Genomic DNA, 19,452 nt, shown 5'->3' on the forward strand with positions numbered 1-19,452 from the left:
TTTGAAAGTATGAAGCTTAGAGCAGAGAATATAATGAAAGCCTATCGTGGCAGACAAGTAGTTAAAGGTATTTCTTTAGAAGTAAACCAAGGAGAGATTGTTGGGCTTCTTGGCCCTAATGGAGCAGGAAAAACTACTTCTTTTTACATGATCGTAGGTTTGGTAAAACCTAATAGCGGAAAAATCTACTTAGACGATATGGAAATAACCAATTTCCCTATGTACAAGAGGGCACAAAATGGGATTGGTTACTTAGCACAAGAAGCTTCTGTTTTCAGAAAACTGACTATTGAAAAAAACATACTAAGTGTGCTACAACTAACCAAGCTGAGTAAAAAAGAACAACTCATGAAAATGGAGTCGCTGATAGATGAGTTTAGCTTAGGTCATATTAGAAAGAGCCGTGGAGATTTACTTTCAGGTGGTGAACGTCGCCGTACAGAAATAGCGAGAGCATTAGCCACAGACCCTAAATTTATTTTACTAGATGAGCCTTTTGCAGGTGTAGATCCAGTTGCAGTAGAAGATATACAGCGTATTGTTGCCCATTTAAAAGACAAAAATATTGGTATCTTAATTACAGATCATAACGTACAAGAAACACTTGCAATTACAGAACGTTCTTACCTTATGTTTGAAGGTGGCATATTAAAATCCGGAGCTCCAGAAGATTTAGCTGCAGATGAAATGGTGCGTAAAGTTTACCTGGGACAAAATTTTGAATTGCGTAAAAAGAAGTTAGACTTTTAGTCTATTTTCCATTTTTCTTTTATCCAATCTTGTTGTTTTGCTTTAGACATAAAAGTCCAAATTACAACTCTACTAATTTTATTACCTTGCCCCATAGGTAAGGTACCTACTTCCTTGGCTTCTACCCGTTCTAATAGCTTATAAATACCAGGCAGATTAGATTCTTTAGACACTAAAGTAGAAAACCACAAACAAGAATCTTGGTATTGCCTACTTTGGTAAATCATGTCTTTTATAAACTTTACCTCTCCTCCTTCGCACCACAATTCGCTAGACTGACCTCCAAAATTTAAAGTAGTCTTTGCTTTTTCTCCTTTTAAATTTTTAATCTTACGCCTAGTTCCTCTTTGCGCATCTTCTAATGAGGCATGGAATGGTGGGTTACAAATAGTCAAATCAAACAACTCTCCCTCTTTTACTATTCCTTTAAAAAAGTCTCTAGAACTTTCTTGCAGACGAAGTTCTACCTTCCCTGTTAAATCTGCGTTTTTTGATATAATATTATTTGCAGCTTCTATTGCTTTTTCATCTATTTCTGAACCAACAAAATTCCAACCATAGTCTGTTGCTCCTATAATTGGATATATACAATTAGCACCAACACCAATATCTAAACATCTTATATGCGCATTTTTCTTGATTCTTCCATCCAGCATTTCTGGATTATTTCTATATAAAACATCCGCTACATTATGTATATAGTCTGCCCTTCCAGGAATTGGAGGGCATAAATAATTAGATGGCACATCCCAGAAATCAAGATTATAATGAAATTTCAACAAAGCTGTATTTAACATTTTCACAGCTTCTGGATTAAAGAAATCTATCGATAAATCATCATACGCATTTAATGCTACAAAGGGCTCTAAATCTGGACAAGCAGAAATTAAAGTCTTAAAATCATAACGACCTCTATGCTTACTTCTAGAATGTAATTTAGACTTTTCTTTAGGATGTTCTCTTTTCTTTCCGGACATGGGTGATTTATTAAAAGGCGCAAGTTAATTACTAATATTAAAACGAGACCCTGAAACTTTTAAAAAGAGTTACATACTAGGGTTTTTCAACAAATAATCTTTTTCCCAAATTTTCAATGTAGTTTCTTGATCTATATTTCCTCCAGAGAGTACTATTAAAACTTTCTTTTTTGTTTGCTGCTTTTGCAACCATTGTTTAGCTGCTTCCATACTCATTGCGCTGGTAGGCTCTATTCTAAGTTTTAACAAATGTGTTAACCATTGGGTCCAATAGACTATTTCCTCTTCCGTTATTTCAAAGAAAGCATCTAATCTTTTTAAGTATTCAAAAGTTAACGCACCAACGGACATCGTCATAGCACCATCGGCAAGTGTATTTGGTTTGGCTCCTAATCGTTGTATTTCATTTTTCTGCAAAGACAAAGAAGCATCATTTGCATTTTTAGGCTCCGCTCCTATCACCTTAACATTTGGCAACAATCCTTTTGCTGCAATCACAGAACCAGACAATAGACCTCCGCCTCCACAAGGAGCAACAATTGCATCTACATCACCTATTTCGGTAATAGCCTCATAAACGGCTGTTCCTTGTCCAGAGATAACTTGTTCGTGGTTATATGGTGGAATCCAATAAACCCCCTCCTTTGCTGATGCTTCGGCTACCTGCGCATCCACTATGTCTCTGGTCTTACACAAAACAACTGTTGCTCCATAAGACCTAGTTGCTTGTATTTTTATTTTGGAAGCATATTCTGGCATATAAATAGTTGCAGGAATTTGAAACATTTTGGCCGCCCAAGCAACTGCTTGCGAATGATTTCCCGAACTATTTGCTACAATATGTTTTGGCTTTTTGTTATTCTCAATCAACCATGCAATAGTATTACATGCGCCACGAGCTTTAAAAGCACCTACTTTTTGTAATCCTTCGGCTTTAAAATAAATATCATGTCCTAGCCAATCATTTAATATGGAAGAACTAACAATTGGAGTAGTATTTATAAAAGGGCTAATTCTACTCTTAGCATCAAGAATATCCTGTAATTGTAAAGTCTTCATTTGCTATATTGTTTAATCCCTGTTGCTGAAGTTAGAAACTACAGAACTTAGTATATAAAAACCAATAATAGCTGGTATTGCCATAAACTTCATAGTTGCAATAAGTACAAGACAAACTATTATAAATATGTATCGTAAGGCATTATCTTTAAAATCCCAAGTTTTAAATTTTAAGGCAAAAAGACCAATTTTAGCATTTAAGAGATACGCACTAAGTAACGTCATCCCGATTAAAAACCATTGATTAAGAATTACATTATTAAGCATATCGTTATTATGATATAACAAAATAAGCGGTAATGACAGTATTAATAATGTATTGGCAGGCGTTGGTAAACCTACGAAAGAAGATTGCTGATCTTCATCTACATTAAACTTAGCTAATCTATAACCAGAAGCCAGTGTAATTAAAAAACCAAAGAAAGGTAGCGGTGCTACTTTTAAGCCAACCCAAAAGGTATCGTTGGCAGCTTGCGAAGATAAATCTACATTCCATCCTCCTGTCATAGACATTCCCAACAATTGGAACATTACAATACCAGGAACTAAACCGCTGGTAATCATATCTGCCAGAGAATCTAACTGCAAACCTACAGGGCTTTGTGCGTTTAAAATTCTTGCTGCAAAACCATCAAAAAAATCAAAAACAATTCCTAGAAAAACAAATAAAGCGGCTATTTCTAATTGATTAAGTACTGCAAAAATAACTGCGACACAGCCACAAAATAAATTTAGCAAGGTTATTAAATTAGGAATATGTCTTTTCATTTTCTTCTATTGTATTTATGTAAAAATAAGACATTTTTTCAGGAATAAGATTTGTAGCTAAATTATTCAGATATTTGCAAAATACTAACTTTTCCCTCTAACATGTTTATTAAAAAAACATTTTTCTTGTTTGCTCTTTTTTTTAGCATTGTTAATAATGCTCAAAAGAAAATTGAACTATCGCCTTTATCCAAAATTAGTGTCCTAACCATAGGTACTGAGGAAGAGTTGAGCTCTAAGTTTGGGCACAGTGCTTTCCGCATACAAGACCCTACTTTAGGGATTGACGTTACCTATAATTACGGTATGTTCGATTTTAATGCTCCAAACTTTTATTTAAAGTTTACTACCGGAAAATTACCCTATAGATTAGCAAGGCATTCTTTTGATAATTTTATGTACAGTTATAAAATTGAGAATAGGTGGGTAAAAGAGCAAATGCTAAATCTTAATCTGAAAGAAAAAAATGCACTCCTTCAATTTTTAGAAAACAATTTACTGCCAGAAAACAAATATTACAAATATGATTTTTTGTTTGATAATTGTGCAACAAAAATTCCAGATGTACTAAAAAAAGTTGTAGGAGAAAACCTAAAACCATCTTACAATCATTTAAAAAACCAATCGAGCTTTAGAGAGCTAATACACATATCTTTAGAAACTAATGAATGGTCTACTTTCGGTATAGATTTGGCTCTTGGTTCTGTTATTGACAAAAAAGCTGCTCCCGAAGAATATCAATTTTTACCTATCTATGTATACCATCAACTAGAACATACTTCTAAAAAAGACAACACACCTTTGGTTTCTAAAACAGAAATGATTTTAAAAACTAAAGAAAAAGAAAAAACCAATGTATTTATACTGAGTCCTTTTTTTTGGTTTGGCCTATTCTTTATTCTTGTAACAGCACTTACAATAAAAGATTATAGCACAAATAAAAGAACAAAATGGTTAGACTTCATAATATTCTTTTCAACAGGAATTGCAGGAATATTAATTCTTTTTCTTTGGCTAGGAACCGATCACAATGCTACTGCTTGGAATTTTAATATTCTCTGGGCTTTCCCTTTTAATTTATATGTTGCTTTTGTATTCAGAAAAAACAACCTTCCTAATTGGGTTAAAATATACTTAATTACTTTACTCTCATTAATCTTAATTTCGCTTTTTATTTGGGCCGCAAAAATTCAGATATTTTCCATTATTATTGTCTTTGTTTTACTTTCACTAGTAATAAGATATCTGTATTTATTATTTCATTTAAGACGTAGAAACGACTAAAATTTAGTTAACAAAAATGAATTTACTCACGGTTGAAAATATTGCCAAATCTTTTGGCGAACTTGTTCTTTTTAAAGACCTTTCTTTTGGTATTAATAAAGACCAAAAAATTGCTCTAATTGCTAAAAATGGGAGCGGAAAAACTTCTATTTTAAATATCCTTTCAGGAGCCGAAGGTCCGGATAGCGGGCAGGTAAATTACCGCAAAGGTACTCGTGTTTCTTTTTTGGAACAAGAACCCAAAATGGATCCAGAGCTAACCGTAGAAGAAACTATTTTTGCTTCGGACAACGAAGTCTTAAAAGTAATTCGTGCTTATGAAAAAGCCTTAAACAACCCAGAGGAAGAAGATGCGTACCAAAAAGCCTTTGAAGCCATGGACCGTTTTAACGCCTGGGATTTTGAGACACAATACAAGCAAATATTATCTAAGCTAAAACTAGAAGACCTAAGTGTTAAAGTAGGCTTATTATCTGGTGGACAAAAGAAAAGATTAGCTTTAGCTGATGCGTTAATTAACAAGCCAGATTTATTAATATTAGATGAACCTACCAATCATCTAGATTTAGAGATGATAGAATGGCTAGAGCAATATTTTGCTAAAGAAAACATGACCCTTTTTATGGTAACTCACGACCGTTATTTTTTAGAACGTGTGTGTAATGAAATTATAGAATTAGATGGCGGAAATCTTTACCCTTACAAAGGAAATTACTCTTATTATTTAGAAAAGAAAGAAGCCCGTATTGAGCAAGAATCCGTAGAACATCATAAATCTAAACTTTTGTTTAAAAAAGAATTAGATTGGATGCGAAAACAACCAAAAGCAAGAACCACTAAGTCTAAATCTAGAATAGACGATTTTCATGCCATAAAAGAAAAAGCCAGTAATAGAAGAAAAGAACATGAGGTTCAGTTAGAGATTAATATGACCCGAATGGGAAGTAAAATTATTGAGCTTCGTAAAATCTCTAAGGCTTTTCCTGGCAAACCTATTTTAGACCAATTCGATTATAGTTTTACCAAAGGGGAACGTGTTGGGATAATAGGAAAAAATGGTACTGGAAAATCTACTTTTCTAAATATAATTGCCGGAAAAGGGGAACCAGATAGCGGAAAAGTAATTATTGGGGACACCATTAAATTTGGATATTATACCCAAAAAGGAATTGACATTAAACAAGGTCAAAAAGTTATTGATGTTATTCGTGATTTTGGCGATTATATTCCTCTTACTAAAGGAAGACAAATTTCAGCACAACAACTTTTAGAGCGCTTTCTTTTTGACCGAAAGAAACAATATGATTTTGTTGACAAACTAAGTGGTGGCGAAAAAAAGCGTCTCTATTTATGTACCATTTTAATACAAAATCCTAATTTCCTAATATTAGATGAACCTACTAATGATTTAGATATTGTTACTCTAAATGTATTAGAAAGTTTTTTATTAGATTTCCCTGGATGCCTAATGGTAGTATCCCATGACAGGTATTTTATGGACAAGATTGTAGACCATTTATTTGTTTTTAGAGGCAATGCAGTTGTGGAGAATTTTCCTGGTAATTATTCCGATTACAGAGCCTATGAGGATAGTAAGGTTATAGAAAAAAGGGAGAAAAAAGAGAACTCCAATGCAAATTCTGGTTCTAAAAACTCATGGAAAAAGGAAAGCAAAGCAAGTAAACTACCTTATGCGGAGCAAAAAGAATACAACCAAATAGAAAGAGAAATACAAAAACTAGAAAACAAAAAAACAAAAGCTCAAAATGAATTTACTAACCCAGAACTTTCTGGAGATGAAATCGCCGAGCTCTCTAAAAAATTACAAGAAATAAATACTGCAATTGAAACCAAAACAGAACGCTGGTTTGAGATTTCGGCAATGTTAGAAAGCTAATTTAAAATTTGTATTCTTTTATTTCTCATATCCGATTTTTATTAAAAGCCACCAACCAGCATGGTGTACATTCCCCTTTTGTGTACTCTTATGTTACTAAGTGCTTATATTCCAAAGAGAAAATTACATCCGTAAAAAGTATAGAAATACTTTTAAAAACTCTAGACTATTTTAAAAGTGAAAATCTAAAAATAGACCCAAAAAGTCAATTTTATAAAAATCAAATAAAAAAACGATTTAATAACTTAAAAACAGACGCCCAAGTATACGATGCCATTTATATGAACGATTGTAGTATGTGGAGTAAAACTTTCCAGAAAAAGGAAATAAAAAACACCTCTTGGGTCTTCATCAACAATATTCATAACAGTAAAGAATCTACCTCTCTATGGGATAAAATTATAGCGTTAGAAGAAGTTACAGTTAGTATCGATTTATTTTATTGCGGAATACTTTTTTTCCGCCAAGAACAAGAAAAAGAACATTTTAAAATTAGGTACTAAAAGCGTAATTTTAAAATAAATTGAAATATTATGGAAGACAACACCATGTTTTATATTTTAGGAGGCGTAGCTGCTGTGTATCTATTCATTTCTATGAGAAATCGTCAAAGATCAAAAGACAGAAAGTCTAAAAAATTTATGAGCGATTATAATAGAAAAAATAAAAAACAAGATTAACGCATTTTATGCATTACCCTCATTAAACAAATACCTATGAAAATATACACTAAGACTGGTGACAAGGGAACATCAGCCCTTTTTGGCGGCACACGAGTACCCAAACACCATATTAGATTAGATGCTTACGGAACTATAGACGAATTAAATTCATGGATAGGGCTTATTCGCGATCAGGAAATAGACGCTATATCAAAAAAAACGTTGACTCTTTTACAAGACAAACTATTTACGGTCGGAGCAATTTTAGCTACGGATCCAGAAAAAGCAGTTCTTAAAAATGGGAAGGAGCGTCTCTCTATTCCAAAAATCGAAGATGCAGATATTACTTTTTTAGAAGATAATATGGATGCCATGGAAGCAAACCTGCCGCAAATGACTCATTTTATTCTTCCTGGAGGGCACACAACCGTGTCATACTGTCATATTGCACGTACCATTTGCAGAAGAGCAGAACGTATGATTTCTTTTTTAAACGAAAATGAGCCTACAGACCCTAATGTTCTGTCATATATCAATAGATTATCTGACTACCTATTTGTATTGGCACGGAAGTTGTCCTTTGACCTTAAAGCCGAAGAAATTAAATGGATACCTGAGAAAAAAGGCTAATAAATTCGTTATTTCTTCGTTATCAAAATATTAGCACAGGAATTTTGTTGATAAATTCGTGTAAATACTTTCAAAAAACCTTGGCTATTTATATTTTAAAATTATTTTTGCAAAAATTTAAAACACATTATTAACATGTATTGGACATTAGAACTAGCATCTTATTTAAGTGATGCACCATGGCCGGCTACCAAAGATGAGTTGATCGATTACTCTATTAGAACGGGAGCACCGTTAGAAGTTGTAGAAAATTTACAATCAATGGAAGAAGAAGGTGGAGAGATTTACGAGTCTATCGAAGAAATTTGGCCAGATTATCCTACCGAAGAAGATTACCTCTGGAATGAGGATGAATATTAATAAAATATTATAACAATTGCTGTAAAAAAGTCTCCTCGGAGGCTTTTTTTTTATGTAATTTTGTCAGCCTTGTAGTGCATTATCTACAGAAAGGTAAACTGGAATAGCTTTTGTTATAAAGTTATACGGTTAAAACAGAAGTATTAACCTTAAATTATAATTGTTAAACCATTACTTTGAATAGTTTTTTTTAAAAGGTTTACAATCTAAATAGAAGAAGAATTATGAGTTTTATAAATTCAATACTAAAGGTTTTTGTTGGTGACAAGTCAGAAAAAGATGTAAAAGAATTACAGCCATTAGTAAAACAAATAAAATCTTTTGAAACGGCTATAGAAAATTTAAGCCATGATGAGCTTAGAGCCAAAACTATAGAGTTTAAAAACAAAATAAAGGAAAACTGTTCCGAGATAACGAACAAGATTGATGCTCTTACCGAAGAAGTACATTCTTCTACGGATATTGACAAGAACGAAGATATCTATGCCGAAATTGATAAACTAAAAGAAGAAGCATATCAAATTTCGGAAAAAACTTTAAATGATATATTACCAGAAGCCTTTGCGGTAGTTAAAGAAACTGCCAAACGTTTTGCTAACAATGAAACTATTCCTGTTTCTGCTTCTGAATATGACAGACAACTTTCTGGAGAAAAAGAATATGTTGTTTTAGATGGTGATAAAGCTATCTGGCAGAACTCTTGGAATGCCGCTGGCAAAGATGTTACATGGGACATGGTTCATTATGATGTTCAATTAATTGGTGGTATAGCATTACATCAAGGAAAAATTGCGGAAATGCATACTGGGGAAGGTAAAACCTTAGTAGCAACATTACCATTATATCTTAATGCTTTAACTGGTAATGGAACACATTTAGTTACGGTTAATGATTATCTAGCAAAAAGAGATAGCGCTTGGATGGCTCCAATATTTCAATTCCACGGGCTTTCTGTAGATTGTATAGATTACCACAAACCAAATTCAGAAGGACGTAGAGCTGCTTACCATGCAGATATTACGTATGGTACAAACAATGAATTTGGGTTCGATTACTTAAGGGATAATATGGCACACACGCCAAAAGATCTTGTGCAACGCCCACATAACTACTCTATTGTAGATGAAGTCGATTCTGTTTTGGTGGATGATGCACGTACACCGTTAATTATTTCTGGACCAGTACCAGAAGGAGATCGTCATGAATTCAACGAATTAAAACCAAGAGTTGCAGAGATTGTTCAAAAACAACGTCAATATCTTACAGGTGTTTTTGCCGAAGCAAAAAAACATATTTCTGAAGGTGAAACCAAAGAAGGTGGTTTTCTTTTATTAAGAGTACATAGAGGTTTACCTAAAAACAAAGCCTTAATTAAGTTTTTGAGTGAAGAAGGAATAAAACAACTGTTGCAAAAAACAGAAAACTTCTACATGCAAGATAACAATAGAGAGATGCCTAAAGTAGATGAGGAACTTTTGTTTGTTATTGATGAAAAGAATAACCAGATTGAACTTACCGATAAAGGGGTGGAGTATATTTCTGGAGATCAAGATAGAGACTTTTTTGTAATGCCAGATATTGGTGGAGAGATTGCCAAGATAGAAAATCAAAATCTTGAAATAGAAAAAGAAGCGGAGCTTAAAGATGAGTTATTTAAAGACTTTACTGTAAAAAGCGAACGTATCCATACCATGAGTCAATTACTTAAAGCCTACACTCTTTTTGAGAAAGATGTAGAGTATGTAGTAATGGATAACAAAGTTATGATTGTGGATGAGCAAACGGGCCGTATTATGGATGGCCGAAGATATTCAGACGGTCTACACCAAGCGATTGAAGCTAAAGAGAGTGTAAAAATTGAAGCTCTTACGCAAACCTTTGCAACCGTTACTTTACAAAATTACTTTAGAATGTATAGCAAACTATCTGGTATGACAGGTACTGCTATTACAGAAGCAGGGGAATTATGGGAAATTTACAAGTTGGATGTTATGGAAATACCAACCAACAGACCAATTGCCCGTGATGACCGTAACGATTTAATTTACAAAACAAAACGCGAAAAATACAATGCCATTATTGATGAAGTTACCAAACTATCTCAATCTGGCAGACCTGTTTTAATAGGAACCACTTCGGTAGAAATATCCGAATTACTTTCCCGTATGTTAGCCATACGTAAGGTGCCACACAATGTATTGAACGCAAAATTACATAAGAAAGAAGCAGATGTTGTTGCAGAGGCAGGTAACCCTGGCGTAGTAACTATTGCAACAAACATGGCTGGTCGTGGTACCGATATTAAACTTTCCGATGCTGTTAAAACTTCAGGTGGTTTAGCAATTGTTGGTACAGAAAGACACGATTCTAGAAGGGTAGACAGACAATTAAGAGGTCGTTCTGGGCGTCAAGGAGACCCAGGAAGCTCTCAATTCTATGTCTCTCTAGAAGATAACCTAATGCGCTTATTTGGCTCGGATAGAGTAGCTAAGATGATGGATAAAATGGGCTTAGAAGATGGTGAAGTTATTCAGCATAGCATGATGACCAAGTCTATTGAACGAGCGCAGAAAAAAGTAGAAGAAAACAACTTTGGTGTTCGTAAGCGTTTGTTAGAGTATGATGATGTTATGAACGCCCAAAGAGAGGTTGTTTATAAAAGAAGAAGACACGCACTACAAGGAGAAAGGCTTAAGGTAGATATTGCCAATATGGTATATGATACTTGTGAAGTAATTACAGAGACTAATAAAGGAGCTAGTGATTATAAGAATTTTGAATTTGAGCTTATTAAGTATTTCTCTATAACCTCCCCTGTTTCCGAAGCTGACTTTGAAAAATTATCTGTGCAAGAAATTGCCGGAATAATCTACAAAGAAGCTTATGCGTATTACAAGGAAAAAATGGAACGTAATGCTACTACAGCTTTTCCAGTAATTAAACAAGTTTATGAAGATCAAGCTAATAAGTTTGAACGTATTGTAGTTCCATTTACAGATGGCATTAAAAGTCTTAACGTAGTTACTAATCTACAAGATGCTTATGAGAGTAACGGAAAGCAATTAGTTACAGATTTTGAAAAAAATATATCCTTAGCTATAATTGATGATTCTTGGAAAACCCATTTACGTAAAATGGACGAACTTAAGCAATCTGTTCAATTAGCTGTGCACGAACAAAAAGACCCTTTATTAATTTATAAATTTGAAGCATTTGAGCTTTTTAAAGATATGATTGATAAAGTTAATAAAGAAATTGTTTCTTTCTTGTTCAAAGGGGAACTACCTTCAGAGAATACTAACATTCAAGAAGCAGCCAGCGCAAGAAGACCTAAAGAAAACTTGCAAACTAGTAAAGAAGAAATTCCTAATAGCGATGAATTAGCCGCTCAAAATAGAACTGCAGGACAAACACAAGGACAAAGACCGGCAATTACAGAAACCATTACAAGAGAACGTCCAAAAATTGGAAGAAATGATAAAGTAACTATCAAAAATGTTATGTCTGGGGAAAGTAAAACTGTAAAGTACAAACAAGCAGAACCATTACTTGATAAAGGAGAATGGGTTTTAACTGAATAGTAGAATATAATTTTAATACCATATTTAAAGGCAACCAAAATGGTTGCCTTTTTTTATTGTCATTTATTCTGGTTGCTGTAATTCTTATTTTAAAGTATCATATGTTTCATTGAATGGAAGCAAATATTAATTTGAAACATAAAAATTTACAATCTATCTAAGCATTGCTGATTTTAGTATAATTTTAATAATATTATAAACCCCAAGAAACTCATCAATAAATAGCATCTATTACCCAATCCCCATTTCCTTGTTCATAAAACTGTTTTTTTCTTTATTATTCTTATATTTAGAATGACTAATTAATTCACTCCCATATGTTTAGAACAATACTCCTATTGGTGCTTTTTTCTAGCACCTGTATTCAATCCCAAGATTATTTTTTAAAAAAATTCCACCCTTTTAACAAATCTGTTCCCAGTCCAGAAGAATTTTTAGGCTATGGTATAGGAAAGCACCACACCCGACATGATCTAATTGTCGCTTATTTGACCAAATTAGCAGAAACCTCTGATCGTGCTTCCATTTATGAATATGGAAAAACCCATGAGGGAAGAAAATTGGTGATTTTAACCATTTCCTCCCCAGAAAACCTATCTAATATTGATCAGATAAAAGAGCAACATTTAGCCTTTACGGACCCGTCTAAAGCGGTTTCAAATTACGCTGCTGTCCCTATTTTTATTAATCTCGCCTATAATGTTCACGGCAATGAACCTTCGAGCTCAGAGGCAGCGCTTCTATCCGCCTATACCTTTGCAGCATCAACCCATCCTGAAATTCTAAAGTACATCAAAAATGCCGTCATCTTTATTGACCCAACAATTAACCCTGATGGACGCGATCGTCATACCCATTGGGCAAATACCTACCAAAGCAACCCTAATGTAGCAGACCCACAAGATGCAGAACACAATGAGTATTGGCCAGGTGGGCGTACTAATCACTACTGGTTCGATTTAAATCGCGATTGGTTGTTAGCTATTAACCCTGAAAGTCAAGGTAAATTAAAATGGTTTCACGAATGGTACCCCAATGTAGTTACCGATTTTCATGAAATGGGCACTAATGCAACCTATTTCTTTGAACCAATGAAAGCCAATGGTTCATTAGACCCCATTATGCCTAAAGAAAACTATGAAGACCTCAACACTATGTTTGGAGCTGAATTTGCCAAGGCATTAGATAGTATTGGTTCTTTCTACTTCACCAAAGAGGTTTTTGATGGTACGTACCCAGGTTATGGCTCTTCTTACCCAGATATTCAAGGCGGGTTAGGACTCCTATTTGAGCAAGCCAGCTCCAGAGGACATGAACAAAAAACAGCTTTCGGAAAAATCACTTTTCCATTTACTATTCGTAACCAATATACTTCAAGTATCACAACTGTAAAGACGGCTGTGGCCAATAAGGCGTACATGCGTAAGTATCAACAAAACTTCTTCAAAAGTGCTTTAACTAAGGCAGGAAAAAGTAAAATTCGCGGCTACTCTTTTGGCGACACTTACGATGCCAATCGTACCAAAGCCTTTATCGATAAGTTACTACAACATAAAATAAACGTATATAAATCAGGAAATCGATATGTGGTGCCTACAAAACAACCGCAATATCGAATGGTTCAAACCATGTTCGAAACGTATACAAAATATCGGGATAGTGTTTATTATGATGCATCGGCATGGTCGGTGGCCAATTTTTATAATATGAAGTACAAACCGGTAACTTCATTAAATATGGGTGAAAAAATTACTAGTACCCAAAATTTAGTATCGCTTGCGCCTGTAGAAAAATCGAACTACGCATATATTATTGACTGGGGTGATTATAATGCCCCTGCTGTATTAAATTTTTTACAACAAAACGAGCTAGTACTTTCTTCTAGCTTTAAACCTTTTACTTTGAAAATAGGTAGTAATCAAAAAAGTTTTGGATATGGCTCTCTTCTACTACCCGTAAGCCTACAGAAAAAAGATGCATCAGAAATATTTAGTTTATTACAACAGGCGCAAAAGCAATTTCAAGTACCCATGTATGGTGTTGATTCTGGTTACAGCTTAAAAGGTGTTGATTTAGGGAGTAGACATATAAAGCCCCTTAAAAAAGTTAAAGCTGCAATGCTTATTGGTACAGGTACACGTTCCTACGAGGCTGGAGAAGTTTGGCATTTATTAGATACTAGAATACATATGCCTATCACAAAAATACCTCTTCGTAATTTTAATAGTATTAATTTCGACAAATACACAAGTCTAGTATTGGTATCAGGCACCTACAGCCTAACCAAAAAACAACAAGAAAAAATCAAAACTTGGGTAAGTAAAGGAAATACATTGATTACTATTGGCACAGCTTCTAAATGGGCAATACAAAAGAAATTAGTTAAAGAAAAATTAACCGATGTAGAACGAGATTCACTATCTAAAGATACCACAAAAACAGTAGGTAGAAAACCCTATGTAGATGCATCGGAAAATCTTGGCAAAGAAAATGTCGGAGGAATTATTTTAAGGGTTGATATAGATACGACACATCCCCTAGCCTTTGGGTATAGAGATAGTTCCATCCCCGTTTACAAGAACAATACCGTTTGGCTAAAGCCAAGTAAAAATGCATACGCAACAGTAGCCAAGTATACCAAAACCCCTTTAATTGATGGTTTCATTACGAAAAAGAACATGGAGAAAAATGTAACATCTTCCGCTTCGTTACTTGTAAGTAAAATTGGCATGGGCAGGGTGGTTCTTTTTGCTGATAATCCGAATTTTAGAGGAAGTTGGTACGGCACCAACCGCCTATTTTTAAATGCTTTGTTCTTAGGGGATAAAATTTCCGTCCCGTCAAAAAACTAATAACCTAAAATCCCTTTAACTCTCTAGGCTAGAAATACAAAATAAATTATGAAAACAAAATCTATTTTATTTTTCATTACGCTCTTTATAATCTGCATCATTCAATCGAGTGCCCAATCTGCAGCAGGAGATGGCCCACATTCTCAACTCATTATTCGTGGTGTAATGCTCATCAATGGCAACGGATCACCTCCACAGGGCCCAATCGATATTGTAGTTGAAAAAAATATCATTAAAAAAATTCAAGTGGTTGGCTATGACGGGGTTCCTATAGATGCTTCTAACCGACCAAAACTAAAGCCAGGAGGTAAAGAACTAGATTGTAATGGAATGTATCTTATGCCTGGATTTATAGATATGCATGGCCACATAGGTGGCAAGGCACAAGGAGCAGAACCCGACTATGTTTTTAAACTTTGGATGGCACATGGAGTAACAACCGTTCGCGAACCTAGCGGGCGTGGTGTAGATTTCACCATGGATCTTAAACGAAAAAGCGCTTCTAACGAAATAGTAGCACCTCGTCTTTTTGCGTATACAGGATTCGGACAAACAAGCAAGAGCTTTAACCCATTGAATGATATTCCAATTTCTACCCCCGAGCAAGCTCGCGAATGGGTAAGAGCCAATGCTAAAAAAGGAGCTGATGGCATTAAATTCTTTGGAGCCGAACCAGAAATAATGGCGGCGGCATTAGACGAAAACAAAAAATTAGGCCTAGGTTCTGCATGCCATCATGCACAAATGAGCGTTGCACGTTGGAATGTCTTACACTCTGCGAGAGCTGGTTTAACTTCTATGGAACATTGGTATGGCCTACCTGAAGCTCTTTTTGAAGATAGAACTGTACAAAACTATCCTCTTGACTACAACTACCAAAATGAGCAAGATCGTTTTGAAAATGCTGGTAAACTTTGGGCTCAAGCAGCCAAACCGTATTCAAAGCATTGGGAAAAGGTTATGACCGAATTATTAGAGCTCGATTTTACTATTGACCCTACCTTTAATATCTATGAGGCTAGTAGAGATTTACAACGAGCTAGACGAGCCGAATGGCATGAAGATTACACATTACCTTCTTTATGGGACTTCTATCAGCCAAGTAAAATTTCACATGGTAGTTATTGGCATGATTGGGGTACCGAACAAGAAATTGCATGGAAAGAAAATTACAAACTTTGGATGACCTTTATTAATGAATATAAGAATCGAGGAGGACGTGTTACTACAGGTTCTGATTCTGGATTTATTTTTCAATTATATGGGTTTGCCTATATCCGTGAGTTAGAATTGTTGCGCGAGGCTGGTTTTCATCCTTTAGAAATTATTCGTTCTGCTACCCTAAACGGTGCAGAAGCTCTTGGAGCAGCAGATAAAATTGGTAGTGTAGCATTAGGCAAATTGGCAGATTTTGTTGTTGTTGACGCAAATCCGTTACAAAACCTAAAAGTCTTGTACGGAACGGGGGCTATAAAATTAACCCCAGATAATAAAGTTATTCGCGAAGGTGGTGTAAAATACACTATCAAAGATGGTATTATTTATGATGCAAAAGCTTTATTAAAAGAGGTTAAAGACATGGTAGATAGCGCAAAAGCTAAAACAAATTATAAAATTTTACAACCAGGCATTAAAGAATAAAATTTTTAATATGCTATTTACTACACAAGCCTAAACATGTTATAAAATAAACGGTTTAACAGATTTGTCATTTAAATACCACATTTTCATAAAGTTGTTGGTTTTAATCCAAAAACATAATTAGATTTACATTGGATAACTACTCTAACCAAGCTATAAAATCCAATTTATGGATATACCATTATTAGACCAAGAAAGGCAAAAGAACAAGATTAATCTAATTCTTAAGGTTAACTACATCTCTTCTGTCCTATCTATTCTATTTGCCCTCATCTGTTTTTATGCCTTAAATATTAGGGAAATAGTACCCTATGCTCTTTTCATTTTTGGAATTGCAAATATTATAAACTCTTCTGTTTTTAAAAAACATAAGAGCGTAACGTTAACGCATAATATATCCTCTATCCTTGCTCTTATTTGCGCACTTACTGTAACTCTATATACTGGCGGAATTCATAGTTCTTTTATATTCATTCTAGCTCTAATTGTATTTGCTGGTTATGTTTATGCCAGGCAAAACTCGCAGATATATTTAAACATAATTTTTCTGCTTGTAATTTTAATCTTTTCCCAAAGCATAACTGATTTTACATTTACAAGAAATGTAGTTCCTGAAGAATCTCAAAGTATTTTTAGCCTATTAAGTGTCCTATTTTCTATTTATTTATTAGGTAATATTTTTGGTAAAAATTTACTGAACACACATAATACCTTGTATAACTCTAAAAATGAATTGTCCAAAAAATTATTAGAAAAAGAAACCCTACTAAAAGAAATTCATCACAGAGTAAAAAATAATTTACAAACAGTTTCTAGCCTTTTAAGTTTACAAAGCAGAAATACTCAAGATGATAATATAAAAACACTACTTAAAGCAACCAAAGACAGAGTTATTTCTATGGCAATGATTCATGAAATGCTTTATATGCGAGAAGATTTATCTAAAATAGAATACAAAACCTATGTACAAGAACTAAGTCAGTATTTAATAAAATCAATAAAAGGAATAGAGAACAAAATTAAACTAACTATAGATATTCCAGATATTAAATTAGGAATAGATACTGCTATACCTTTAGGATTGTTAATTAATGAAGCTATAACTAATGCTTTAAAATATGGAATTGTGGATGATCGCGAAGGTGAAATTCACATTGCTATTACCAAAGAAGTAAATAAAGAATATGTCTTAAAAATTGGAGACAATGGCATCGGTTTCCCAGAAACGATAAATCATAAAAACACAAAATCTCTAGGACTTAAATTAATCTATAACCTTACCAGACAATTAAAAGGTTCTATAATTAGAGACGTCTCTAAAAAAGGAACCAATTATATAATTAAATTTCAAGAAATAGGACAACAGTTACACCCTACTGTGTAGAATTACTTTTTGGGGTTATTGGTAGCCTTAACTTTTATTAATCGTAAAGAATCTTGTTCTTTTTTAGAAACAAAAATTAAAGTTCCTATTACAACGGTTGGGATTAAAACAACTAATACTATCATATTATTATTTTTATATTATTACTACTTTCTTTAGATGTAATAACAATTTCAATTATTATGCCAATGAACAAAAAGCAAACTAAAAACTAGTTTATATTTTATTCCGTTTGGCAATCCAGAATTTTACTTTCTTAATTATTTTTATGTGGTTAACGGCAGAATCCAAAACAATATCCATTTTAAGAACAAACCTTTTATCCTTTACTTAAATCTTTATACAATTGCTACAGCCCCTAAAAATAAAATAATCAATAAAGTTAAAATTACTTTCATCACTCAATGTCACTTATTTAAAAGTACAAACTACAAACAATATAACCTTAGTAAATCGCTGAATTACAGATATTTTAGTCTACTGTAATATTTCTACATCTGCCTTATGTAACTAAAAAAATTTAAGTATTACTTCCTTATACTTGGTTATGCCTATTGTTCTTAGTGAAAAATGATAATTCTTTCATAATTCTAGAATTCTTAGAAATATATAAACGTGCCACATTGTTTTTATTACCTTCTCTTATGTTCTTAAAAGAAACCAAACTAGTACGTTCTAAAACTATTCCTTTAGTAAATGTCTCTACTTTTTTTACTATTGGTTGGCTCTTTGCAAAAGAAGCAACACTAATAAAAATGATAAATAATAAGGTTATAATTGATTTCATTATATACGTTTTGATACTCCAAAACTAAGACGAACCCAAACCTCAATAAATATAATACGCTGAACAACAACTATATTCGACTACTGTAACCCAACTAAGGTGAAGTAACAAAAATGAACGATGAATGTAAATAAGCTTACAATAAGCTCATCTGTTTTTAATGTTTTTAATCCTATTTTATATAAGAAGGCTATACATATCATCCTACTAACAGAAATACATAATACCATTAAGTCTAATATTTTGTTTAAAAATCCATGGCAACCTATAAACTCTAACTAAAAAATTACTTAAATAGATTTGTTGCGTTATTGGATAAACCCAGATATAAACTTAATTTATCATAAACTCTTATGTATAAAAACGATGGTTGTGCGAGACGCTATAGCGAAATAAAATTCTAGCTAAACTTACCAAAGGAGACTGCTCAAAAAAACAAATTATTTTAACTTACCGAGGGCAATCTAGCACTATTAATGAATGAATTAAAAAGTACACCCGTATAAACTTAATGAACACCCCTACTGTGTAAACAAATGGCGAAGAATCGCGTACTAAAGCCCTACAAAAAAAACTTAATCAGCTTACAGGCCTCTTTGCAAAGATTTAGAGAAACTAGTTAATGACAACTATCTAAAAATTGGTAAAGACCAACTATTCTGTAATTACTACTAAAAACTTTAGAATTAAATCTTCTCCTAAAAAAATACATTGGTTAGCGATTAAGCTAATTTAGCTTTGTTTCTTTTTGTAGTAAATTTTAAAGCTTTCTTTACTGTAGAATTTGTACGCTTGTATAAACGAGCAACCTCTGTACTCT

16 protein-coding genes are annotated in these 19,452 nt (G+C 33.5%); 11 read left to right on the plus strand and 5 right to left on the minus strand.

The annotated features are described in order from the left end of the window. The first annotated feature begins 9 nt into the window (after nucleotides 1-9). On the plus strand, nucleotides 10-750 hold the full coding sequence (gene lptB / locus QZZ51_RS03195) for an LPS export ABC transporter ATP-binding protein (RefSeq protein ID WP_291865766.1): 741 nt from the start codon (nucleotides 10-12) through the stop codon (nucleotides 748-750). On the opposite strand, the gene rlmF is transcribed toward lptB, so the two are convergent. The 3 genes from rlmF to QZZ51_RS03210 all read right to left on the minus strand — a co-directional run bounded on the left by rlmF (nucleotide 747) and on the right by QZZ51_RS03210 (nucleotide 3,554). Further along, the gene (gene rlmF / locus QZZ51_RS03200; RefSeq protein ID WP_291865769.1) at nucleotides 747-1,727 is read right to left on the minus strand and encodes a 23S rRNA (adenine(1618)-N(6))-methyltransferase RlmF; all 981 of its coding nucleotides are present in this window, start codon (nucleotides 1,725-1,727) and stop codon (nucleotides 747-749) included. The two genes, lptB and rlmF, sit on opposite strands and share 4 nt — an antisense overlap. Nucleotides 1,728-1,796: 69 nt before the next feature. Then, nucleotides 1,797-2,786, minus strand: coding sequence for a serine/threonine dehydratase (locus QZZ51_RS03205; RefSeq protein ID WP_291865772.1), 990 nt, complete (start codon nucleotides 2,784-2,786; stop codon nucleotides 1,797-1,799). Nucleotides 2,787-2,798: 12 nt separating this feature from the next. Continuing rightward, the gene (locus QZZ51_RS03210) at nucleotides 2,799-3,554 is read right to left on the minus strand and encodes a CDP-alcohol phosphatidyltransferase family protein (protein WP_291865773.1); all 756 of its coding nucleotides are present in this window, start codon (nucleotides 3,552-3,554) and stop codon (nucleotides 2,799-2,801) included. A gap of 126 nt (nucleotides 3,555-3,680) precedes the next feature. On the opposite strand from QZZ51_RS03210, the gene QZZ51_RS03215 reads away from it, so the two are divergent. The 10 genes from QZZ51_RS03215 (at nucleotide 3,681) to QZZ51_RS03260 (ending at nucleotide 17,845) form a co-directional block, all read left to right on the plus strand. Further along, nucleotides 3,681-4,838 (plus strand): DUF4105 domain-containing protein, encoded by a 1,158-nt coding sequence (locus tag QZZ51_RS03215; protein WP_291865776.1) that lies wholly within the window; start codon nucleotides 3,681-3,683, stop codon nucleotides 4,836-4,838. A 16-nt stretch (nucleotides 4,839-4,854) separates the two neighbouring features. Then, on the plus strand, nucleotides 4,855-6,735 hold the full coding sequence (locus QZZ51_RS03220) for an ABC-F family ATP-binding cassette domain-containing protein (protein WP_291865779.1): 1,881 nt from the start codon (nucleotides 4,855-4,857) through the stop codon (nucleotides 6,733-6,735). An 8-nt stretch (nucleotides 6,736-6,743) separates the two neighbouring features. Then, nucleotides 6,744-7,238 (plus strand): hypothetical protein, encoded by a 495-nt coding sequence (locus QZZ51_RS03225; RefSeq protein ID WP_291865781.1) that lies wholly within the window; start codon nucleotides 6,744-6,746, stop codon nucleotides 7,236-7,238. A 30-nt stretch (nucleotides 7,239-7,268) separates the two neighbouring features. Next, entirely contained in the window at nucleotides 7,269-7,415 is a 147-nt protein-coding gene (locus tag QZZ51_RS03230; protein WP_291865784.1) for a hypothetical protein, read from the plus strand. Between the two features lie 36 nt (nucleotides 7,416-7,451). Then, complete coding sequence (locus QZZ51_RS03235; RefSeq protein ID WP_291865787.1) at nucleotides 7,452-8,027, plus strand: cob(I)yrinic acid a,c-diamide adenosyltransferase; 576 nt, start codon at nucleotides 7,452-7,454, stop codon at nucleotides 8,025-8,027. Nucleotides 8,028-8,162: 135 nt separating this feature from the next. Further along, on the plus strand, nucleotides 8,163-8,387 hold the full coding sequence (locus tag QZZ51_RS03240) for a DUF2795 domain-containing protein (RefSeq protein ID WP_013994285.1): 225 nt from the start codon (nucleotides 8,163-8,165) through the stop codon (nucleotides 8,385-8,387). A gap of 224 nt (nucleotides 8,388-8,611) precedes the next feature. Then, nucleotides 8,612-11,968 (plus strand): preprotein translocase subunit SecA, encoded by a 3,357-nt coding sequence (gene secA, locus QZZ51_RS03245; protein WP_291865827.1) that lies wholly within the window; start codon nucleotides 8,612-8,614, stop codon nucleotides 11,966-11,968. A 317-nt stretch (nucleotides 11,969-12,285) separates the two neighbouring features. Further along, complete coding sequence (locus QZZ51_RS03250) at nucleotides 12,286-14,820, plus strand: M14 metallopeptidase family protein (RefSeq protein ID WP_291865829.1); 2,535 nt, start codon at nucleotides 12,286-12,288, stop codon at nucleotides 14,818-14,820. A 48-nt stretch (nucleotides 14,821-14,868) separates the two neighbouring features. Next, nucleotides 14,869-16,461, plus strand: a complete 1,593-nt coding sequence (locus QZZ51_RS03255; RefSeq protein ID WP_291865831.1) for an amidohydrolase family protein — start codon at nucleotides 14,869-14,871, stop codon at nucleotides 16,459-16,461. A gap of 169 nt (nucleotides 16,462-16,630) precedes the next feature. Continuing rightward, nucleotides 16,631-17,845, plus strand: a complete 1,215-nt coding sequence (locus tag QZZ51_RS03260) for a sensor histidine kinase (RefSeq protein WP_291865833.1) — start codon at nucleotides 16,631-16,633, stop codon at nucleotides 17,843-17,845. Nucleotides 17,846-17,847: 2 nt separating this feature from the next. Here QZZ51_RS03260 and QZZ51_RS03265 read toward each other — a convergent pair whose 3' ends face one another. Next, nucleotides 17,848-17,970 carry a hypothetical protein gene (locus tag QZZ51_RS03265; protein ID WP_291865836.1) on the minus strand — a complete coding sequence of 41 codons (123 nt, stop codon included), beginning with the start codon at nucleotides 17,968-17,970 and terminating at the stop codon, nucleotides 17,848-17,850. A gap of 410 nt (nucleotides 17,971-18,380) precedes the next feature. Then, the gene (locus QZZ51_RS03270) at nucleotides 18,381-18,632 is read right to left on the minus strand and encodes a hypothetical protein (protein WP_291865838.1); all 252 of its coding nucleotides are present in this window, start codon (nucleotides 18,630-18,632) and stop codon (nucleotides 18,381-18,383) included. Nucleotides 18,633-19,452 lie beyond the last annotated feature (820 nt).

It is taken from the genome of Maribacter sp., assembly GCF_016744255.1.
Classification (GTDB): Bacteria; Bacteroidota; Bacteroidia; order Flavobacteriales; family Flavobacteriaceae; genus Maribacter_B.